Genomic DNA, 21,852 nt, shown 5'->3' with positions numbered 1-21,852 from the left:
GATCCCACACCACCCGGAGACCCCAACACCCCCTGGGACCCCACCACGCACGGAGGCCCCAACACCCCCGGGGACCCCACCACACCCGGAGGCCCCAACACCCCCGGGGACCCCACCACACCCGGAGGCCCCAACACCCCCGGGGACCCCACCACACCCGGAGATCCCAACACCCCCTGGGACCCCACCACACCCGGAGATCCCAACACCCCCGGGGACCCCACCACACCCGGCCGCCCCACACCACCCGGAGACCCCACCACACCCGGAGACCCCAACACCCCCGGGGACCCCACCACACCTGGCGGTCCCACACCCCCCGGGGGCCCCACACCACCCGGAGACCCCACCACGCACGGAGATCCCAACACCCCCGGGGACCCCACCACACCCGGCCGTCCCACAAAGCCCGGGGACCCCACTTCCTCTGGAGGCCCCACCACGCACGGAGGCCCCACCACCCCCGGGGGCCCCACGTGGTGCCTGCGGATCGACCCGCAGTCGCACGCCCTGCAACCGGTCGGGGGTCCGGCGGTCCCCTCGGACCTGGAAGGGGCCCGCCTGGTGGTGGCGGTGGACCAGCACCGGTACCCGCCCGAGTACGGTCGGCTCCGGCCCTCGCTTGCCCGCTTGGAAGCCGGTCACCTCCTGGCCACCCTCGGTCTGACCCTCACCCGGGCCGGTCTGCGACCCCGCACCCACCCCGACCCGGCGCACCCGGCCTGCGCGGCGGCGGCCCCGCTCCTCCCCCCGGGCATGACCCCCGTCGCCGCCGTCACCCTGGACGGCCCGGCCCCCGCCACCGGCTCCGGAGTCGGAAACGGGGACGGGAGCAGAAGCGGGAGCAGGAACGCGAACAAGAACGGAGACGGCCCCGGAAACGGGGTGTCCCTCTCCCCCGAGGCCACCGCCCGGGTGGCGGCCTCCGTCGCCCCGGCGGGCCGTACCCTGCGGCGCTGGCTGGACGAGCGGACCAGCGGGGTCTCCACGGCCAACCTGGTGACCAGCGTGTACGTCAGCCCCGAGCAGGGAGCCACGATCACCTCCGGCCTGGTGCGAGCGCTCGCGGCCGTCCACGAGGTCCTTCCCCGTCCCCACTCCCTGCGGCTGTTCCAGCACACGCTGGAGGACGACCGGGTGGACGACCGGGTCGTGCGCGAACTCCGCCCCGACGGTTCCGCGGGGCCCGCGCGTCCCGTCCCCCGCACCGGCGAGACCAACTTCTCCGCCACCCTCGGCCACACCCTGACCGTGGACTTCCCCGCCTGGGCGCACGCCCTGGGCCCGGACCACGCCGAGACCGTCCTGCACACGCTCCTCGGATGGATCGCCCAGTGGGGGTGCCTCGGTGCCGCCGCCACCGACCTGTGCGCCCGCCCCATGCGCAACTACGCGGAGGCCGACTGGGCCTTCGTCCTGGGCCTGGACCCCGACCACACCCCCGCCTACCAGCTGTGGGTGCGCGCCGAACGCGGCACCTACCTGGACACCCCCGTCGACGCCGCCCCGGAGACCCCATGACCCGCACCTGGTCCGCCGTGTACGTCTACCTGCACCGCGGCCGCGCCGACATCGACGCCTTCCTCCTGGACCACCTGGCCCCCGAGGCGGAGCGGATGGTCTCCTCGGGGCGCGCCGCCTCCTGGTTCTTCCTCCGCTACTGGGACGGCGGGCCGCACCTGCGCGTCCGGTTCCTGGACGCCGGGCCCGACGCCGTCGCGGAGTTCGCCGAGCGTATGCGCGCGCTGGCCAAGGAGACCTCGGCGGCCGCCCTGGACCTGGACAGCGAGGCCTACTACGCCGACCTCCCCCAGGCCGACCCCGCCCGCTGGTACGCCGACGGCGAGGTCACGGAGGCGGTGTACGAGCCCGAGACCGAGCGGTACGGCGGCCCGCGCGCCCTGGAGGCGTGCGAGGACTTCTTCGTCGTGAGCACGCGCATCGCGCTGGCCGTGCTCCGGTCCGCGCCCCACCAGCACCAACGCCAGGTGGTGGCGGCCGACCTCACCTCCCTGGCCTTCGGGGCGCTGGGCTTCGACGACGTGACAGCGGTCCGGCAGGCGCGCGGGTACTACGCCACCTGGGACTACTCGGCCGAGGTCGCGCGCGGCGGCACCCAGGCACGCGCCGAGGCCGAGCGGCTGTTCCACTCGGCGCCCGCCCGGTGGTTGCAGCGGCGCCCGCAGGTGGAGCGGCTGGTGGCAGGTGGCGGGGCCTCCACCCACCACCTGTGGGACCGGGGGCTGCGGGAGACCGTCGCGCGTCTGCGCCGGATCGACGCGGAGGAGGGGCTGGCCAACGGGCTGGACCGGATCGTCTGGTCTCTGCTGCACATGACGCACAACCGGCTCGGACTGGACATCGACGACGAACGCCGGATCGCCTGGCTGCTCTCGCTGGCCTACCCCCGCTGGGAGCCGCCGGGTGACTACTTCGACCCCGGCGTGAGCTCCCCTGACCGCACCTTCCTGGAGGCCGGCAAGTACCGCCCGGACACCATGGCCGGGGACCACCTCCCCCGCGAGGTGCCGCCGGAGGGGGTGCGCGAGGGGGCCTCGGCGGCGCCCTCGGTCCCGCTCCCCGCGCCCGCCCCGCTCACCGCCTCCCTCGGGCAGGTGCTGGCCGAGCGCAACAGCGACCACGGTGACTACGGCTCCCGCCTGGAACTGGCCGACCTCTCCGCGCTGCTCGGCCACGGCGCCGGGATCAGCCGGGTCCGCGCCGACCAGCCCGGCCGCCACGCGCCGCCGCGGACCCATCCCTCACCCGGGGCGGCCTACGCCACGGAGGTCTGGGTGGTGGCGCGGCACGTGGCGGACCTGGAACCGGGGGTCTACCGCTACCTCCCCGAGGGCCACCGGCTGCTGAGGGCGGACGGGGTCCCGGAGACCGACCGGCTGACCGAGCTCTCCCCGTTCCTGCGTGAACACGCCGACGGACGCCCCGGGGTGACGGCGTCCACGGTGGGCGCCCTCGTGTTCCTGGTGGGCGATCTCGGTCGGCTCCGCCAGGGTTACGGGCAGCGGGCGCTGCGGCTGCTGCTCCAGGAGTGCGGGCACGTGGCGCAGAACCTGTCCCTGTGCGCGGCCGCCCTGGGCCTGCGCTCGCTCGTGGTCTCGGGGTTCGCGGACGACGCGGCCAACGCGCTGCTACACCTGGACGGGGTGGACCGGACGGTGCTGACCCTGCTCCCGGTGGGCACCTGAGCCACAGGGACCACTTGCGAACTGGACGGACGATCGCTTTACCTGGCCGTGGGGAGACAAGTGTCTACCCTCACTGGCATCTTGTTCTACTGGGTAGTAACATTGGCTTGTTACTAGTCGGTAGATCCGCGTGTACAGACACCGCGGCCAGGGACACAGCGGAGCTGTCCATGACGCATTACAAGAGCAACCTGCGCGACATCGAGTTCAACCTCTTCGAGCTGTTCCGACGCCAGGACGTACTGGGCGACGGCCCCTTCGAGGAGCTGGACGAGGAGACCGCGCGCACCATCCTGGACGAGATCAACCGTCTCGCCACCGGTGTCATCGCGGAGTCCTTCGAGGACGCCGACCGCAACCCGCCGGTCTTCGACCCCAAGACCAACACCGTCGCACTCCCCGAGAGCCTGAAGAAGTCCTACCAGGCCTACATGGACGCTGGCTGGTACAACCTCGACCTGCCCCAGGAGCTCGGCGGCCTCGGCGCCCCCCGCTCCCTGGTGTGGTCCGCCGCCGAGCTGATCCTGGGCTCGAACCCGTCCATCCACATGTACTCCGCCGGTCCCGGCTTCGCCAGCATCCTGCACTCCGAGGGCAACGAGGCGCAGAAGAAGTTCGCGGAGCAGGCCATCGAGAACGGCTGGGGCGCCACCATGGTGCTCACCGAGCCGGACGCCGGTTCGGACGTCGGCGCGGGCCGCACCAAGGCCACCGACCAGGGCGACGGCACCTGGCACATCGAGGGCGTGAAGCGCTTCATCACCTCGGCCGAGCAGGACATGACCGAGAACATCTTCCACCTGGTGCTGGCCCGCCCCGAGGGCGCCGGCCCCGGCACCAAGGGCCTCTCGCTCTACCTCGTGCCGAAGTTCCTGGTGAACGAGGACGGTTCGCTCGGCGAGCGCAACGGCGCCTACGTCACCAACGTCGAGCACAAGATGGGCCTGAAGGCCTCCACCACCTGTGAGCTGACCTTCGGCGACAAGCACCCCGCCATCGGTTACCTCGTCGGTGACAAGCACGACGGCATCCGCCAGATGTTCCTCGTCATCGAGTACGCGCGCATGATGGTCGGGACGAAGGCGATCGCCACCCTGTCCACGGGGTACCTGAACGCCCTGGAGTACGCGAAGAACCGCGTGCAGGGCAACGACCTCGCCGGGGCCAAGGACTCCCCGAAGGTCACCATCACGCACCACCCGGACGTGCGTCGCAGCCTCATGACGCAGAAGGCGTACGTGGAGGCCATGCGTTCGCTGGTCATCTTCACCGCCACCCAGCAGGACGCCATCCAGATCGCCCACTCCAAGGGCGAGGACGCCACCGCGCTGGAGGCGATGAACGACCTCCTGCTGCCCATCGTCAAGGGTGTGGGTTCGGAGCGCTCCTACGCGCTGCTCGCGGAGTCCCTCCAGACCCTCGGCGGTTCCGGGTTCCTCCAGGAGTACCCGATCGAGCAGTACATCCGTGACGCGAAGATCGACACGCTGTACGAGGGCACCACGGCCATCCAGGCCCAGGACTTCTTCTTCCGCAAGATCGTGAAGAACGGTGGCCAGGCCATCGGCACGCTGTCCGCCGAGATCAAGGCGTTCGCGGAGAGCGACGCGGGCAACGGTCAGCTCAAGGAGGAGCGCAAGCTCCTGCTCGCCGCCCTGGGCCAGGTCGAGAAGATCGTCGAGCTCATGGTCGGCCACGCGATGGGCTCCGCCGAGGACAGCCGCGAGCTGTACAAGGTCGGCCTCAACTCCGTCCGCCTGCTCTTCGCCTTCGGTGACGTGGTCCTCGCCTGGCTGCTGCTCCGCCAGGCCGAGATCGCGCTCAACAGCATCGACGGCGCCAGCGACGACGACCGGAACTTCTACACCGGCAAGATCGCCGCCGCGCGCTTCTTCGCCGAGCAGTTCCTGCCGCGCGTGGAGTCCGAGCTGAAGATCGCCCAGACCGTGAACCTGGGTCTCATGGAGGTCCCCGAGGAGGCCTTCTAGCCTTCCGGAGGGTCATCAGCGCCTGAGGGGCGGGACGAGCGATCGTCCCGCCCCTTCGCCGTTCCCGGGGCCGTTCCGGGGCCCGGGAGGGGGCCTCTCCCCCTTACTGGTGGGCGGCGGCCTCCTACTGCGGGGCGGCCGTGCGGGCCCGGCGGCGGATGAACACGGCCAGCACGCAGGTGGAGAGGAAGGTGGCGACGGCCATCGGGGTGAAGGCCCACTGGTAGGAGGTGGGCTCCTCCGGCAGGGCCTGGAGGATGGCCCCGGCCGCGACCGTGCAGATCACGGCGGTGGTGAAGCCGCTCATGTTGACCAGGCCCGAGGCGACGCCGGTCCGGCTGGCCGGGATGCCGTCGCGGGCGAAGTCGAAGGAGACCGTGGGCGCCATGACCTGCCCGAGGGCACTCACGGCCAGCACCGCGACGCCCACGGCCACGGGGACGCCGCCGGGCCAGGCCACCAGGAGCAGCCAGCCGATCGTCAGGGTGCCGCTCAGGGCCAGGGCGAAGTACACCCTCACCCCCGGCCAGCGACCGACGAGCACGCCGGCGAGCGGGGCCAGCCACAGCGCACCGGCGGCCAGACCGGTGAGGGTGAGGGCCGCGGAGCCCTCGGACAGCCCCAGGCCTCCCACGAGGAAGGGGTAGCCCCACAGCACCATCATCATCGTGAACGGCGCCATGACCGCCGCGTGGTGGGCCATCCCGATCCGGGGGCCGTCCGCCCTCAGCGCCTCCCTGAGCGCCTCCCACACGGAGATGGGGTCGGCGACCGTGGACCGTCCGGCGGCGCCGACGGGGCGGTCCCGCACCACCAGGAGCACCATCAGGGCCATGAGCACCGTGACCCCGGTGGTGGCGAGGAAGGCCGCCTCCCAGCCGACGCCGTCCAGCGCCCAGGCGAGCGGGGCCGCGCTGGCCACCTGGCCGGTGCCGCCGACCACCCCGGTCAGACCGCTGACCAGGGCGTAGCGCGAGCGCGGGAACCACAGGGCGGCGAGCCGGATGACGTTGAGGAACACGAGTGCGTCACCGAGACCGATGAGGAACCGTCCGGCCACGGCCAGTTCGATCCCCGGCGCCAGCGCGAACAGGCAGGAGCCGACGGCCATCGCGATCATGCCCATGACGAGCGTGTACCGGGGGCCGAGCCGGTCGGCCAGGAGTCCGGCGGGCACCTGGAGGACGACGTACACCAGGAGCTGGAGCATCGGCAGGAGGGAGAGGAGCGCCGGACCGACGTCGAACCGGCTCTGCGCCTCCAGCGCCGCCACGCCGAGCCCGTTGCGGTGCAGCATGGCGAGGAAGTAGCCGGCGACCGCGACACCCCATACCAGCCAGGCCCGTGCACCACCCACCGGCTCCATGGAAACTCGTCCTGTTGCGGATGCCCTGTCACCGGATGTCTGGGTATGCGTCACTTAGCTGCTTCTCTCCTCGTTTGCACCGCCTTCCAGTGTCCTCCAGGCCGTCGAACGCTCACCACACCGGGGTGACCAGGCACGCAACACGGACAGGAACATCCCCCGAGGACGGGGATGCGGACTCGGCAAGGAACGGCAAAGACCCGGCAACGCACGCGTTGTCACCCTGAGTCATCGTGAGTGCGCCAAGGGTTCCCAAACTGGGTGAGACCCACGACAACCAGGACGGGACTACGGCCTCTTCTGCGCAAAATCACCACAGGTACAGCAGTCCGAAAAACCCCATCTGAACTGCACGTTTCTGCTTTAAACAGGTCCATACTCAGTTGTTAACTGTGAGATGCGTCACTCAAAGAAGCCTCGACTACGAGGGGTCAGTTACTGCTAGCATCCGGAGCGCGAAGAATAACTACGAGGTAACGACACCGTTCGGACCTCGCCAACTTCGCGGAGGGATGTCACCAACGCCGGACGACGGCGAGGTGAACGGAACTCACGCCGCGGCGACGTGGTCGCCACAAGCACACAGGTCAGCACACCCGCGGTATCCCGACACACACTGGAGACGACCTTGAGTCACTGGCGCCTGAACAATCCCCGGGCCTCCCGGGCGAAGTCGGCCCTCGCCAGACGAATCAAGCACAAGCCCCGCCACGCGTTCTGCGCGGAGCGCGCGATCACGGCTCTGCTGGGCGAGCTCGCCTCGGTCGCCTCCCGTCCCCTCTACTGGTCCGGCACCTCCGAGATGGCCGTCGCCTCCGTCATGCGCGACGTCAACGTCTGGTGTCGCGACGGCCGCTTCTTCTGGAACGACCTCTTCCAGGGCGGCACGATCTCGCACCCCGCGAGCGACCCCGTCGGCGCCGCCGCCCTCCTGAACCCGTTCGCACAGGTCCCGGAGCCCGCGCACTACTACACGCACCGCCAGCCGGTCGCCGCCTGACGCCACCCGGGTCCCACTTCCTCCCGCGCGCGCGACGCCCGCGCCCCCTTGCGCCACGACGACGGCGCCCACACGCGTGCCCGCTCCGTCGTCGTCCCGCCGTCGTCCCGCCGTCGTCGTCCCACACCACCCCTAACGCGCCCCGCGGCCGCCCCGGTTCGCCGTGCCACCGACCGGATCAGGCCACGAGCCTGGGTGGTTTGTCGTGAACCAGCTACATTGGCGGGGTACACCGACCCCTCGGTCGCCCCGGACCTGCCGTAACCCCTGACTCCAGCGCGCGGCGGTCGCACGCAGTTAGGACCCCGCCGCGGTGCAGCCCCTCGCCTCCGACGACCCGAACGCCATCGGCCCCCACCGGCTCCTCGCCCGTCTCGGCGCCGGCGGTATGGGCAAGGTGTACCTGGCGCGGACCCCCGACGGGCACCTCTGCGCCCTGAAGGTGGTCAAGGCGGACCTGGCCCACGACAGCCAGTTCCGCGCCCGGTTCGCCCGCGAGGTCCGCACCGCGCAGCGCGTGCGCGGCCCCTTCACCCCGGCGGTGGTCGACGCCGACCCCGAGGCCCCCGCACCGTGGATGGCCACCGAGTACGTGCCCGGCCCCACGCTCAAGGAGGCGGTCCGGGAGAACGGCCCCTTCCCCGAGGAGTCCCTGCGGGTGCTGGTCCTGGGCCTGGCCCGCGCGCTGTCCACCATCCACACGGCGGGGCTCATGCACCGCGACCTCAAGCCCAGCAACATCCTGCTGTCGCCACGCGGCCCCCAGGTGATCGACTTCGGCATCGCCCGCGCCGTCGAGGGCACCGTCCTCACGCGCACCGGACAGACCTTCGGAACCCCGGCCTACACGTCACCGGAGCAGATCACCGGGCGGAACGTGTCCCCGAGCGCCGACGTCTTCTCCCTGGCGGGAGCGGTGCTCTTCGCCGCCAGCGGCAGGCCGCCGTTCGGTCAGGGCAGCCCGGTCAGCACCCTCAGCAGGGTCATGAAGGGCGAGCCCCGCCTGGAGGCCGTGGCCGAGGGCCCGCTGCGGGACCTGCTGGCCCGCTGCTTCGCCAAGGACCCGGCAGGACGCCCGGACGCCGACACGATCCTGCGGGAGGTCTCCGCCCTCCCGTTGCCGTCCGCCGAACACGGTTGGCTGCCCTCCCAGGTCCACCGGCAGATCAGCGCCAAGGCGAGTGAGACCCGGCGGGCCGAGGAGGCCGAGCCCCCGCGGCCGCCCGCCCCGGAGAGGGGGAGGCGGCGCGGTCGGGCCGCCCTGGTCGCGGGTGCGGCCGCCGCGGCCCTCGTCCTGGTCGGCGGCGGCGCCCTGGCGCTGAACGCCCTCCCCCTGGGCTCGGACGGGCCTTCCGGGGACACCGCCGACGCGCCTCCCGCCGACGGGGACGGCGAGGGGGACGAGGCACGGGACGAGATGGACGAACTCGGTGAGCTCGCCCTCCAGGGCTTCCTCTACAACATCGACTTCTCCGAGGACGGCGAGCGGATGCACGTCTTCGGCTCCAACACGCTCTCCAGCTGGGACTGGCGGGAGGGTGTGTCGGTCGACCACTACACCCCCACCCCGACCGGCGCCATGATCACCCCCAACGGGTTCGCGGCGGGCACCACCACCGACTACGTCGAGGTGTGGGACGGCGGCAGCGACAACCGGATCGCGGTGATCGGCAACGACGAGGACGAGGAGCGGGGCCAGTTCGACATGCCCGCGCTCACCTCCGACGGCGGCCGCGTCGCCACGCTCAGCTCCGACGACGGCACCGTGGAGGGCGAGCCGCACATCCAGGTGTGGGACGTCCGGGACGGGGAGGTCCTGAGCGAGTTCCCCATCGAGGGCATGCTGACGGACCTGTTCTACACACCGGACGACTCGGCCCTGGTCGGCGTGGTCGCCGAACGCGGCTACGAGACCCATGTCGGCGTCCTCGTCTGGGACCCCGAGACCGGGGAGGAGCTCCAGCGGTTCGAGGGCTCCGACTACTACCAGGTCTCCCTGGCCGGGGACGGCAGGACCCTGGCCATGGTCACGGACCGCGACCGCGCCCGCGTCGCGGACATCGAGACCGGTGAGGTCCGCGACCTGGAGGACCCCGGGCTGCGGAACAACGAGCTCTTCGAGGTCCAGATCTCCGTCGACGGCTCCCTCGTCTACGGCGCCACCTCTGAGTACGCCGAGGAACCGGGGTTCGTCTGGGACGCGCGCAGCGGCGACCTCGTCACCCCCGACAACCTGGTCCTCAACCCTCCCGTCGGGGTCCACCCCGACGGCGAGCACATCGCCACCGCCTCCGACCCCGAGGGCGGCGTCTACACCATCCTCATCCTGGACGCCGACTTCAACGTCGTCGCCGAGGTGAGCTGACCTCCCGGAAGGCACCATGGAGCACCCCTCCCCCAACGACCCCGGACGGGTCGGCCACTACCGTGTCGTCGCCCTGCTCGGCTCCGGTGGCATGGGACGCGTCTACCTCGGCCTGGACCCCTCAGGTTCCCCCGCCGCCGTGAAGGTCGTCCGGGCCGAGTACGCCTACGACCCCGGTTTCCGCGAAAGGTTCGCCCGCGAACTCGAACTCGCCCAGCGCGTGCACGGCAACTACACGCCACGGGTGCTCGCCGCCGACACCTCGGGCCAGACCCCGTGGCTGGCCACCGAGTACGTCATGGGCCCCTCACTCCAGGACCTGGTCCAGGACACCGGCCCGCTGCCCGAAGACACGGTGCGGTTCATGGGGCGCGGCATCGCCCAGGCCCTGGAGCGCGTGCACGCCACGGGCCTGGTCCACCGCGACCTCAAACCCGGCAACGTCATGGTCTCCGCCGCCGGCCCCCAGGTGATCGACTTCGGCATCGCCCGCGCGTTGGAGGACGCCCGGGGCGCCGAGGAGGAGAGGATCATCGGCACCCCGGGGTACATGGCCCCCGAGACCGTCGACGGGCGGGAGACCGGGGCGGCCGCGGACGTCTTCGCGCTCGGCGGGGTCCTGGTCCACGCCCTCACCGGCGACGGCCCCTTCGGCGACGGCCATCCGTCGGCGGTGCTCTACCGGATCGCCAACCTGGAGCCCGACCTCGACGGCGTCCCCGCGTCGCTGCGCGGCGTCATCACGGCGTGTCTGGAGAAGGACCCCGCCCGCAGGCCCAACGCGGCCCAGGTGCTCCAGGCGCTCGGCGGTCCCACCGCCCCGGCGGAGTCGTCCGCCGCCTGGCTGCCCCCGGCCGCCGCGGCCCGGATCGACGGCGTCGCCCACGAGTACGGGAACGCGGTCCGTTCGGCGGGTGCGGGCGGCGTCAGGGGCGCGATGGGGCGCCGCCTGTTGATCGTCGGCGCCGCCGCTCTGGCGCTGACCATGGTCGGCGGGATCGGTGTGTGGGCCGCTCGGGACGCCGGTCTGATCGGGTCCGGACCGGGTGCCGCCTCCGAGGAGGAGGCGGGTGTGCCGGACCGGGAGGTCTGTTCCCCCTCCGAGCACCTGGCCCCCGCGTACACGGAGGCGGCCAAGGACGAGATGACCGTGCCCAACCACGGCGAGAGCGGCCTCTTCTACACGGGCTTCTCCCACGACGGCGAGGTGCTCGCGGTCACGGGGGTCGGCGGGGTGGCCCTGTGGGACTGGCGGGGACACGAGGAGCTCGCCCTCATCGAGGCCGAGATCGCGCCCGGGTTCGGCCACCCGGTGTTCAGCCCCGACGGCTGCAAACTCGCCTACGCCGCCGACGACGGCGCGTACGTGTACTCGCTGGAGAGCGGGGAGGTGACGGTCCTCTCCGAGGGGTACCAGGTGGGCGCGGTCGCCTTCACCCCGGACAACGCGCGGCTGGTCGTCGGCAACGGGGACTACGAGGTGGACTCCGGCGTCGTGGAGTACGACCTGGAGACCGGGGAGCTGGCCACCACCTACACCGACATCGGGAACACCGTCATCTCGGTCGCCGTCTCCCCCGACGGCGGGTACGTCGCCGCCCAGGACATCCTCGAACGCACGACGGTCTGGGACACCGCGACCGGCGAGAGCGTCGCCACGGGCGAGGAGATCCCGGGCACCGACCCCTCGGCCCTGAGCTTCGCCGACGAGGAGACCCTGGTCCACCCCGACGCGATGGGGGCGCGCGGCCAGAGCGTGGTCTCCGACCAGAGCGTCCCGTTCGTCACCGAGGAACTGGAGGAGGGGCTCGCGCTGCACGAGGTCGAGTACAGCGTGGCGGCCGACCGCGTGTACGCCACCTTCGTCCCGTCGGACTACGACCCCGAGCACGCGGTCATGCGGATCTGGGAGTACTCCACGGGCGAGGAGCTGACCTCCGAGTCCGGAGAGGGCTTCCTCTGGCAGATCAGCATGCACCCCCAGGGCGAGGTCATCATCGGCGTCCCCTCCTCCGGCAACGGGATGTGGGTCGTGGACCCCCAGGAGATGCGCATCATCGACCGCCTCTAGGCTCCCGGTCTCCCGTCCCTCCCTCCGCCCCCGGAAAGGCCCATGTTCCCTCTGCACCCGCACGACCCGCCCTCCGTGGGGCCGTACCGTCTGTACGCCCGTCTGGGAGAGGACTCCTACGCGCGCGTCTACCTGGGCGCCGTGCGCGCGGAGGACCCCGTCGCGGTGAAGGTGGTCCGGCCGGAATACGCCACCGACCCCGCCTTCCGTTCCTCCTTCACCCACCAGGTGACGACCGCGGGGGGACCCAGGGGCCCGCACGTGTGCGCGGTCCGCGACGCCGACCTGCACGGGGCGGTGCCCTGGGTCGCGGTGTCCCGCCCCCTCGGCCCGAGCCTGGCCGAGCTCGTCAGCGGGAACGGGCCGCTCCCGGCGGACGCCCTGCACCCGCTCGCCCTGGCCCTGGCCCAGGGGTTGGACGACCTGCACGCCTCGAACCGCGCCCACGGTTCGCTCTGGCCGGACGGCGTGCTCCTGTCGACCGACACCGCCCTGCTGGCCGACCCCGGCCTGGAGTGGGCGGTCAGCGACACCGACCGGCGCGCGCCGCATCCGGCCTTCGCGGCGCCCGAGGGAGGAGCCGCCCCGGCAACGGACGTGTTCTCGTGGGCCTCCACCCTGTGCTTCGCGGCCAGCGGCGTGGAGGGCCCCGACGGGCTGGCCCGGGTACCGCTGCAACTGCGCGGGCTGATCGACGCCTGCCTCAAACGCGACCCCCGGCTGCGCCCGAGCGCCCACGACCTCGTGCGGATGCTGGGCGGCCCGGCCGAACCCGCCGCCTGGCCTCCCCCGGTGCGGGCGGCGATCGACGCGGCCACCGAAGCGCAGGGAGCGGTGCTGGTCCCGGCCGACGCCGCTCCCGCCCCCCGGAGGCGGGGCCGCGCCCTGGCCGTGGGCGCGGGGGTCCTGGCCCTGGTGGTGCTGGCGGGAGCGGGGGCGGCGTACGCCCTGTTCGGCGGCGAGGCGGCGCCGGAGGACCCTCAGGACCCCGACGCCCGGGCCCTGGTCTCCGGGACCGGCTGCCCGGACGGCCCCGGGTTTCCCGCACCCGAGGAGCCCCTGCCCGACGACGCCACGTTCTGGGGCCCCGCCTTCTCCCCCGAGGGGGACGTGCTCGCCGCGGCCTCCACCGCCGGACTCACGGTCTGGGACTGGGACTCCGGTGAGCTGGTCGCACGGCCGACGACGCACTCGACCTTCGGTGTCGAACCCAGGTTCTCCCCGGTCGGCTGCACCGTGACCTCCGCCCGGTCCGTCGAGTACGAGGGCCGTGAGCACCCGGTGCGGATCGGGCACACCCACGACCTGTCCTCGGGTACCTCCGCCGAGCACCTGGGCCCCCAGGAGGGCCCGGACGACAACGGCCGCTGGCTGCTGAAGCCGAAGGACGTGGAGGCCATGGACTTCTCACCGGACGGCGGCCTCCTGGCGGTGACCGTCAGCGGCGCCAGCGGCGAGGACAGCACCGTGGTGATCGACACCGCCACCGGTGCGGCGGGCGCGCCCATGGCCCCGGGCCTGCACTACGGCACCGTGTTCGTGGACGACCGGCACTTCGCCACCAACAGCGACGGCGAGATCCATGTCTGGGACGCGGAGACCGGCGAGGAGGTGCACGTCGTCGTCGCTTCCTCGAACACCCGCCTCGCGGCGGTCCCGGGCGAGACCCAGGTGGCCTACCTCGACGGCGACCGGGTCGTCATCAGCGACTACACCACCGGGTCGGAGGTCGCCTCCTTCACCCGGGAGGAGTTCGAGACGGACGACGAGCCCATGCTCACCCGGCTCCTGGTGGACGGCGAACGGAACCGCGTGTACGCGACCTGGCAGGTGACCACCGGACCCGGGGCGTGGCGGTTCCACACCTACGTGTGGGACCTGACCAGCGGCGCGAACCTCGCTGAGGGCAAGGAGGTCATCGGCGCCTACAGCGCCCTCGTCCCGCACCCGGACGGCGGGGTCCTCGCCGCCAGCACCGCCGTCGACAGCGAGCTGGTCCTGGTCGACCCCGACACGTTCGAGGTGGTCGAGGAGCTGAGCTGACCGGATAACAGAACCCGCCGCCCGTCCCCGTCCCCGTCCCCGTCCCCAGGAGCTGACCCCGTGTACCCCCCGACCCCCACCGGCCCCTCCCACGTCGGCCCCCACCGGCTCCTCGCCCGCCTGGGCGCGGGGGGAATGGGGGAGGTCCACCTGGCCCGTACCCCCGAGGGCGGACTGGCCGCGGTCAAGGTGGTCAAGGAGGACCTCGCCGGGGACCAGGAGTTCCGTTCCCGGTTCGCACGCGAGGTACGCACCGCCCAACGCGTGCGCGGCCCGTTCACCCCGGCGGTGCTCGGCGCCGATCCCGACGCGGACCCGCCGTGGATGGCCACCGAGTACGTGCCCGGCCCCACCCTGAAGGAGGCGGTCCGGGAACACGGCCCCTTCCCCGAACCCTCGCTCCGGGTCCTGGCCGTCGGCCTGGCCGGTGCCGTCCAGGCGATCCACGCCGCCGGGCTCATGCACCGGGACCTCAAACCGAGCAACGTGCTGCTGTCCCCGCGCGGCCCGCAGGTGATCGACTTCGGCATCGCCCGTGCCGTCGAGGGCACCGTGCTCACCCGGACCGGCCAGAGCTTCGGCACGCCCGCGTACACCTCCCCCGAGCAGGTCAGGGGAGAGGAGACCAGCCCGGCCAGCGACGTCTTCTCCCTCGCCGGCGTGGTGGTCCTCGCGGCCACCGGCAGGCCGCCCTTCGGCGCCGGTCGCGCGGCGGACGTCCTCCCCCGGGTGATCGGCGCGGCCCCCGACCTGGACGGCGTCCCGGAGGCCCTGCGCCCGCTCCTGTCCCGGTGCCTGGCCAAGGACCCCGCCGCGCGCCCCACGGCCGACGCCATCGTGCGCGAGCTCTCCGCCGGACCCCTGCCCTCCGCCGAACACGGCTGGCTCCCCCCACGGGTCGGCGAGGCCGTCAGCGACCACGAGTGGCGGGCCCGCGCGGTGACCGCCCCCGCTTCCCCGGTACCTTCCCCGCAGCCCGTCACCCCGACGGGCGGCCGGGGCCGCACCGCCCTCATCGCCGGGGCCGCCGTGGTCGCCGTCGCGGTGCTGGCCGCGACCCTCGTGCTCCTGTCCACCGCCCCCTGGCGGGACGGCACCACCCCGCAGGAAGGGAGCGCTCAGGAGGTGCCTCCGGAACCGTCCGAGGTCTTCGGGGACCGGCTGCTGGGCGTCGGCTTCGCCCCCGACGGGGAGAGCCTGTACGTCTCGGGCATGGATCACCTGGTCGAGGTGGACTGGCGGACCGGGGAGGAGCTCCGCCGCTTCGAGCAGCGTCCCAACCACCTGGCCGTGGGCGCGGACGGAACCGTCGTGGGGACCGTCCTCGACGCCGCCCTGGTCTGGGACCCCGGGGCGGAACGGGCCCGGCACCTGTTCGACGGGGAGCTCGGCGAGTGGAACCGGTCCGTGCCGAGCGCCGACGGGAGCAAGCTGGCCGTCTCGGTCAACGACGGCGAGGGCGAGCCCCTCGTCCAGGTGTGGGACCTGGGGACCGAGGAGGTCGAGTTCGAGATCGGAACCGACTCCCACGCCCGGGACCTGCACTTCAACGCCGACGGTTCCCTGCTGGTCGTCAGCGACTACTCGGGGACCGGCACCTCGGCCGTGTGGGACCTGGCCGCACGCGAGACCGTGCTGGAGCTTCCCAACGAGGACTTCCCCGCCGTCCCCAACGACACGGGGCACCACCTCAAGCATCTGGCCTTCCACCCGGCCGACCCCACGCTGCTCGCCGTCACCACCGGTCCCGAGGACACCGCGCTGTACGACCTCGACAGCGGCGCGACCACGCCCCTGGAGGCACCCGGGACCAACGGACACCCGCTGTTCGAGATCCACTTCTCCCCGGACGGGTCACGGCTGGTCGCCAGCGGCGACGACGGCGCCTCGGACCGGGGAGGGCGGGTGTGGGACACCGCCACCGGGGAGCTGCTGACCGAGGGCGGGGCACCGCTGTACTCCCTGCTGGGCTTCCACCCGGAGGGCACGGTGATGGCCACCCTCACCCACGACCAGGAACGGCTCCTCGTCGTCGACGCCGAGAGCTTCGAGGTGCTGCACGAGTACCCCGAATAGCACCTCCGGAGTCACCCGACCGACGCGAGAACAGGGAATGCCCCACCAATCGACTCGTCGGGCACGTCGCATTCCCGTACCCGACGGTTCGGCGGGTGTTCGCGCACCCGCCCTTCGACGACGGAATCGTTCGGATGCGAGCGCCGGAACCCATTCCCGGAGAAATCAACGCACCGGGATCAGTTGGCTCCGGTCATCTCGGCCACGAACTCGAACAGGCCCATTCCCCAGGCGAACATCACGCACATCGCCATGATGACGAGGATCTCGGTCCAGTTGAGGACCCTCCGGAGCGAGGCCCTGGGGACGTCGTTCAGCTTCACCCAGCTCAGGACGCTCAGGAGCGTGCCCCCGAGGAGCACGACCACCGGGAGCCAGGGGCCGAACACCGGATACTGCGTGACCACCGCGACCCCCGCGGCGCCCAGGCCGACGACGCCCGCCAGACGCAGGGGCAGCACGTGCCGGATGCGGTCGAACAGGCGGGAGCGCATCACCAGCAGCACGCCGAGGAGGGCGCACAGCGCCAGGTCCGGAATGCTCGAACCGAAGTAGGCGAGCAGGACGGTGACGGCGCCACCCGCGACGGCGGTGCCCATGACGATCCCCAGCAGCAGGCGGTCGCTGTTGGTGAAGGTCTCCTCGAAGCGTTCCGTGGCCACCTGGCCCGACCGCCCGACCTCGTAGTCGAGGCCGGAGAGTCCGCCCATCACCATCGCCACACGCGGCAGGGCGCCCACACACAGGGTCAGGGCGATGCCCATCGCGCGCACCCCCTGCGTGGGATCCACGAAGATCCCGACCAGCACCAGCACACCGGCCGCGAGGACCACCACCGTGAGCCCGGCGATGTAGGAGAGCCCGGTCTCGTGCAGCGACCAGCCGATCAACGCCACGAGCAGCCCCCCGGACAGCGCGATCCCGGCCGTGGTGAGGGGTGACGCGTTGACCACCAGTTGCGCGGTGAGGACCGCCGTGGCACCTCCCCACACGCACGCCGTCGCGAAGAGGACGTTCGCGACGACGGGCAGCGGGCGGCGAGCGGCCAGCAGCATCGTCCCGACGGTGAGGAGCGTACCGAAGGCCGCCACCCCCAGGTAGCCCACCGAGGGGCGCAGCCACATCATGAGGAACAGCATCAGCAGCGGGCCGATACCGCCCACGAGCAGGCCGAACGACAGCGTGGTAGTCGAGTTCCAGATCCACGCGGTCTCGTCCACGCTGTCCTCGACCGCGCCGCGTACGTCGTCGACGTGCGCGGGGCGGCTCGGGGCCACCACCCGGTCGAGGAGCAGGACGTCCCCGTCGTAGACCCCCGCGCCCTCCAACGGTTCGTCGGACCGCACCGGGCTTCCGTCGACCGTGGTGAGGGACCAGGAGGCCGGATCCGAGGGCTCATCCTCGGGGACGCACACCTCGATGATGCGCGGCATGAGCGCGGCGACGGGCACGCTCCCCGGTAGCGCCAGATCGGCCCAGTTCTGGGGTCCGGTGATCGTGACCCTGCAGTATCCGCTCACCCGAGACCCTCTTTGTCAAAGTGTGTGCTTTTTTCCATGGCTAAGGGCTGTGCCAGACGCGAATTAGGTGATTCGCGTTGTTCACGAGATCATCTATAGCGTAGTCACCCAGACACGAGACCTCACAGGTGGACGGAGAAGGGACCCCCGTGGCGACGAGACCTGTTCCCCGGCCCGCCCGCAACACCCCGCCGGCTCCCGGGAACTCTCCCCTGGTCATCGCGACTCCGCCACAGATGCCGGAGAACGCTCCGGCCGGCAGCTCGGGCGCGATGATCATCATGCCGATCATCACCGGATCCGGCTCCCTCCTGATGTCCATCACCATGGGCCACCGGCCCTTGATGATGGTGGCGGGCGTGATGATCATGATCGCCAGCGTGATCGTCGGCATCATCATGTTCGTCGCCCAGCACAACGGCCCTCGTAAACGTATTCGGGAGCAGCGGGAACGGTACGTCGACTACCTGGACCAGCTGCGCGAGATCGTACGCGAGGTCGCCGCCACACAACGTTCGGACAACGCCTTCCGGCACCCGACACCCGACCTTCTCACGGAACCGGCGCGCTCCCGGGCGCGGAGGTGGGAACGCAGGGCGTCCGACCCCGACTTCCTCGACGTCCGCGTCGGGTCGGGCACACGCCCGCTCGCCCGGCGCCTCAAGCTGAAGGTGGACACCTCCTCCCCCCTGATCGTCTACGACCCCGTCTGCCAGGGGGCCGCGGACCAGCTCATCGAGCTCTACGGTGACGTTCCGGAGATGCCGCTGGTCGTCTCCCTCCACAAGTACGGCGTGATCGCGATCAACGGCGACCGCGCGGCCGGACGCGGGCTCGCCCGGGCGATGATCGCCCAGCTGTCGGTCTTCCACTCCCCGCACGACCTGCGCGTCGGAGTGGTGCGGGACCAGAAGCTCCGGGCGCAGTGGGAGTGGCTGAAGTGGCTGCCCCACAACACCTTCGACGACGCCATGGACGGGCCGATGCCGGCCCGGTTCGTCTCGGGGAACACCGTGCAGATCGCGGAACTGCTCTCGGACGAGATCGAGCGCCGCACCGTCGACCTGCAACGCCGTCGAGGCAAGCCCCCGGGCCCGGGAACGCAGCGGCTCGTGGTCGTCCTGGACGGTGAGTACCAGTCGACCCTGTCCGGCCTGCACGCCGAACCGCCGGTCTCCAACCTGGCCGACCTCGGCATCCACGTCATCACCCTCGTGTCGGACCGCAGGGAGGAGCCCGACGGCGTGCAGCTCCGGCTGCTGATCGAGGCCGACGGCACCCTGAAGGAGGACACCGAGGGCACCAGGACCGACGAGGACCCGACGCACGTCCCCCTGGAGGGGAGGGCCGACCGCTCCGACGTCGCGCGGCTGACCACCCTCGCCCGGGTCCTCGCCCCGTACGGCATCGCGGTGACCGACGGCGACGACGCCATGCACGAGACGGTGGGGCTCCCGGAGATCCTCGGGGTGTCCGACGTGGCCGAGCTGGACACGCGCCGTACCTGGCGCAGGCGCAGCACCGGTGACTACCTTCGCGTCCCCATCGGTGTGGGACCGGGCGGCAACACGGTCCTGCTGGACCTGAAGGAGTCGGCGTTCGGCGGCATGGGCCCGCACGGCCTCGTCGTCGGCGCCACGGGCTCCGGCAAGTCGGAGATGCTGCGCACCATGGTGGCGTCCCTGGTCATCAACCACTCACCGGAGAACCTGGCGCTCCTGCTGGTGGACTTCAAGGGTGGCGCGACCTTCGCGGACACCGACCGCCTGCCGCACAGCGCCGGGCTGATCACCAACCTGGCCGACGACGACGGCCTGGTGGTGCGCTTCCGGGAGGCGACCTTCGGGGAGCTGCTGCGGCGGCAGCAGATCCTGAAGAACGCGGGCAACCTGCCCAACCTGCACGCCTACGAGGCGGCCCGGGAGAGCAACCCCGAGCTGGAGCCGCTGCCGCACCTGCTCATCATCATCGACGAGTTCTCCGAGCTGCTCACCGCGCACCCGGACTTCGCGGAGCTGTTCGTGGCGATCGGTCGCATCGGCCGGTCCATCGGCGTGCACCTCCTGCTCGCCACCCAGCGCCTGGAGTCGGGCAAGATCAAGGGGCTGGAGTCCCACCTGTCCTACCGGGTGGGCCTGCGGACCTTCTCCGAGGCGGAGAGCCGTGAGGCGATCGGTGTCGGGGACGCCTACCACCTCCCGCCGGAACCCGGCTCGGGGTACCTGAAGGTCGACACGTCCGTCTTCGAACGGTTCAAGGCCGCCATGGTCTCCCAGCCCTACGAGCCGCCGGTCAAGGAGGAGAAGACCGAGTACGACCCGGTCCTCCCCCTGCTGTCCTACAACGGCCTGAACAAGGTGACCGGGTCCGGTTCGCTGGTGGAGTCCCTGGTGGACTCCATCAGGTCGAAGTCGGAGGACAAGCCCAAGCAGGAGAAGCGGACCACCCTCCAGGTGACCGTGGACCGGCTGGTGGCCTCGGGAGCCGACCCGGTGCGGCCCGTCTGGCTGCCGCCGATGCCGGAGATGCTGACCTTCGACAGTGTCCTGACCGACCTCGGCGAGGGGGACGACCTCCAGGGCGAGGGCACCGAGCCGGATCCGGCGGAGGCGAAGGCGGTCTTCGGCCTGACCGACATCCCGCGTGAACAGCGCGTGGTCCCCGCGGAGATGGACTTCACCGGCGGCGAGGGCAACATCGTCGTCCTGGGCGGGCCCCAGTCCGGCAAGTCCACCCTGCTCCGAACGGTCATCACGAGCCTGGCGTGGCGCTACCCGCCCGGCCGGGTGGCGGTCTACGCGATCGACTTCGGCGGCGGGGCGCTCCAGGCGATGGACGAGCTCCCGCACGTGGCCGGTGTGGCCGGGCGTTCCGACCCGGAGAGGGTGCAGCGCATCCTCACGGACGTCTCCGGGCACCTGGACCGCCGCCAGCGCGTCTTCCGTAAGTACAAGCTCGACTCCCCCGCCGCCCTGCGCCAGGCCCGCGCCGAGGGCAGGGTGCCCTCGAACGTCGTGGGCGACCTGTTCCTGATGATCGACGGGTGGTCGGCGGTCCGCGACTCCTTCGACGCGGCCGACGACTTCCTGATGGACATCGCGACGCGGGGCCCCTCCCTGGGCGTGCACACGATCCTGACGGGCGCGGCCTCGTCCCAGGTCCGGTCCCGGTTGCAGGCGCTCTTCGGCGGCCGGTTCGAGCTGCGCCTGAGCGACCCCATGGACTCGGGGATCGGACGGAAGATCGCGGAGGACATCCCGAAGGACGCGCCGGGCCGTGGTCTCACCTCGGAGGAGTACCACGCCCAGGTGGCCCTGCCCCGTGTGGACGGGGTCGCGGGCGACGAGGATCTGACCGACGGCATCCAGGACCTGATCAAGCGGGTCAGGGAGCGCTGGCCGCAGGACGCGGTCCAGGGCGTACGGACGCTGCCCGCCCGCGTGGAGCTGGACGACCTGCTCAAGGGCCGCAAGACGGGCCGCACCAGGTCCCGCGAGCTCGTGCTGGGCATGGCCGAGAGCTCGTTGGCCCCGGCCGTCACGAACCTCGACCGGGACCCGCACCTGGTGGTCTTCGGAGACCCGCAGACCGGCAAGTCCACGCTCATCCGGGGACTGGTCAAGCAGATCGTGCAGCGCCCGGCGAAGGAGCTGGGCATCGTGATGGTCGACTTCCGCCGTTCCCACCTGGAGCTGGTGCCGGAGGACCACCTGTTGGCCTACTGCACGACGGCGGAGCAGACCAAGGCCGTCGCGGACAACCTCGCCGGTTCGCTCCAGCAGCGCCTGCCGGGCCCGGACGTGACCCCCAAGCAGCTGCGGGAACGCAGTTGGTGGAAGGGGCTCGACCTGTACATCGTCGTGGACGACATGGACATGCTCGCCTCGCGCAGCAACCCGTTGGCGTCGCTGGCGAAGTTCATCCCCCAGGGCGCGGACCTGGGCCTGCACATCATCGCCGCCCGCCGTACCGGCGGTACGGCGCGGGCCATGTTCGAGCCGGTGCTCCAGTCGCTGAGCGACATGGCCACCCCGGGTGTGCTGTTCTCCGGTGACCGGATGGAGGGGCGCCTGGCCAACGGCGCGGCCTCCAAGCAGCTGCCCCAGGGCCGGGCCCAGCTGGCCCTACGCGGCAAGCGCCCCGACCTGGTCCAGGTCGGCTGGAGCGAACCCCCCGCGTAAGGAATCGGGGCGGTGCCGTGGAAGGACGGTCCACAG

At 71.8% G+C, this 21,852-nt stretch carries 10 protein-coding genes and 1 pseudogene; 9 read left to right on the top strand and 2 right to left on the bottom strand.

All coding sequences use genetic code 11. From position 1 onward, the window contains the following. Positions 1-468 precede the first annotated feature (468 nt). The 3 genes and pseudogenes from AC0VYL_RS01460 to AC0VYL_RS01450 form a co-directional block, all read left to right on the top strand. Positions 469-1,521: pseudogene (locus tag AC0VYL_RS01460) on the top strand (hypothetical protein); the annotation flags it as partial. Next, positions 1,518-3,206: a thiopeptide-type bacteriocin biosynthesis protein gene (locus tag AC0VYL_RS01455; RefSeq protein WP_475482087.1), complete on the top strand. Its 1,689-nt coding sequence runs from the start codon at positions 1,518-1,520 to the stop codon at positions 3,204-3,206. The pseudogene AC0VYL_RS01460 and the gene AC0VYL_RS01455, both read left to right, overlap by 4 nt. A gap of 170 nt (positions 3,207-3,376) precedes the next feature. Continuing rightward, entirely contained in the window at positions 3,377-5,194 is a 1,818-nt protein-coding gene (locus tag AC0VYL_RS01450; RefSeq protein ID WP_475458284.1) for an acyl-CoA dehydrogenase, read from the top strand. 124 nt (positions 5,195-5,318) lie between these two features. On the opposite strand, the gene AC0VYL_RS01445 is transcribed toward AC0VYL_RS01450, so the two are convergent. Beyond that, positions 5,319-6,560, bottom strand: coding sequence for an MFS transporter (locus tag AC0VYL_RS01445; RefSeq protein WP_475482086.1), 1,242 nt, complete (start codon positions 6,558-6,560; stop codon positions 5,319-5,321). 628 nt (positions 6,561-7,188) lie between these two features. Between AC0VYL_RS01445 and AC0VYL_RS01440 the strand changes: the two genes are divergently transcribed. From AC0VYL_RS01440 to AC0VYL_RS01420, 5 genes are all read left to right on the top strand, one after another. Further along, complete coding sequence (locus tag AC0VYL_RS01440) at positions 7,189-7,560, top strand: hypothetical protein (protein ID WP_475458280.1); 372 nt, start codon at positions 7,189-7,191, stop codon at positions 7,558-7,560. A 313-nt stretch (positions 7,561-7,873) separates the two neighbouring features. Then, positions 7,874-9,925, top strand: a complete 2,052-nt coding sequence (locus AC0VYL_RS01435) for a WD40 repeat domain-containing serine/threonine protein kinase (RefSeq protein ID WP_475482085.1) — start codon at positions 7,874-7,876, stop codon at positions 9,923-9,925. Positions 9,926-9,941: 16 nt separating this feature from the next. Then, positions 9,942-11,996, top strand: coding sequence for a protein kinase domain-containing protein (locus AC0VYL_RS01430; protein ID WP_475482084.1), 2,055 nt, complete (start codon positions 9,942-9,944; stop codon positions 11,994-11,996). A gap of 42 nt (positions 11,997-12,038) precedes the next feature. Further along, positions 12,039-14,039: a protein kinase gene (locus AC0VYL_RS01425; RefSeq protein WP_475482083.1), complete on the top strand. Its 2,001-nt coding sequence runs from the start codon at positions 12,039-12,041 to the stop codon at positions 14,037-14,039. Positions 14,040-14,099: 60 nt separating this feature from the next. Continuing rightward, on the top strand, positions 14,100-16,115 hold the full coding sequence (locus tag AC0VYL_RS01420) for a WD40 repeat domain-containing serine/threonine protein kinase (protein ID WP_475482082.1): 2,016 nt from the start codon (positions 14,100-14,102) through the stop codon (positions 16,113-16,115). Positions 16,116-16,294: 179 nt separating this feature from the next. Here the strand turns inward: AC0VYL_RS01420 and eccD are convergent, their stop codons facing one another. Beyond that, positions 16,295-17,635: a type VII secretion integral membrane protein EccD gene (gene eccD / locus AC0VYL_RS01415; RefSeq protein WP_475458271.1), complete on the bottom strand. Its 1,341-nt coding sequence runs from the start codon at positions 17,633-17,635 to the stop codon at positions 16,295-16,297. Positions 17,636-17,853: 218 nt separating this feature from the next. Between eccD and eccCa the strand changes: the two genes are divergently transcribed. Further along, positions 17,854-21,816 (top strand): type VII secretion protein EccCa, encoded by a 3,963-nt coding sequence (gene eccCa / locus AC0VYL_RS01410; protein WP_475483446.1) that lies wholly within the window; start codon positions 17,854-17,856, stop codon positions 21,814-21,816. Positions 21,817-21,852: the final 36 nt, after the last annotated feature.

Source organism: Nocardiopsis sp. iso_238, assembly GCF_056173325.1.
This window is presented reverse-complemented; position numbering and strand designations above follow the sequence as displayed.

What these genes read in the sequence shown, in the direction of transcription:
- AC0VYL_RS01445 (WP_475482086.1), bottom strand. Translation starts at nt 6,560, where the DNA reads ATGGAGCCGGTGGGTGGTGCACGGGCCTGGCTGGTATGGGGTGTCGCG.
- AC0VYL_RS01430 (WP_475482084.1), top strand. Translation starts at nt 9,942, where the DNA reads ATGGAGCACCCCTCCCCCAACGACCCCGGACGGGTCGGCCACTACCGT.
- AC0VYL_RS01455 (WP_475482087.1), top strand. Translation starts at nt 1,518, where the DNA reads ATGACCCGCACCTGGTCCGCCGTGTACGTCTACCTGCACCGCGGCCGC.
- AC0VYL_RS01425 (WP_475482083.1), top strand. Translation starts at nt 12,039, where the DNA reads ATGTTCCCTCTGCACCCGCACGACCCGCCCTCCGTGGGGCCGTACCGT.
- AC0VYL_RS01450 (WP_475458284.1), top strand. Translation starts at nt 3,377, where the DNA reads ATGACGCATTACAAGAGCAACCTGCGCGACATCGAGTTCAACCTCTTC.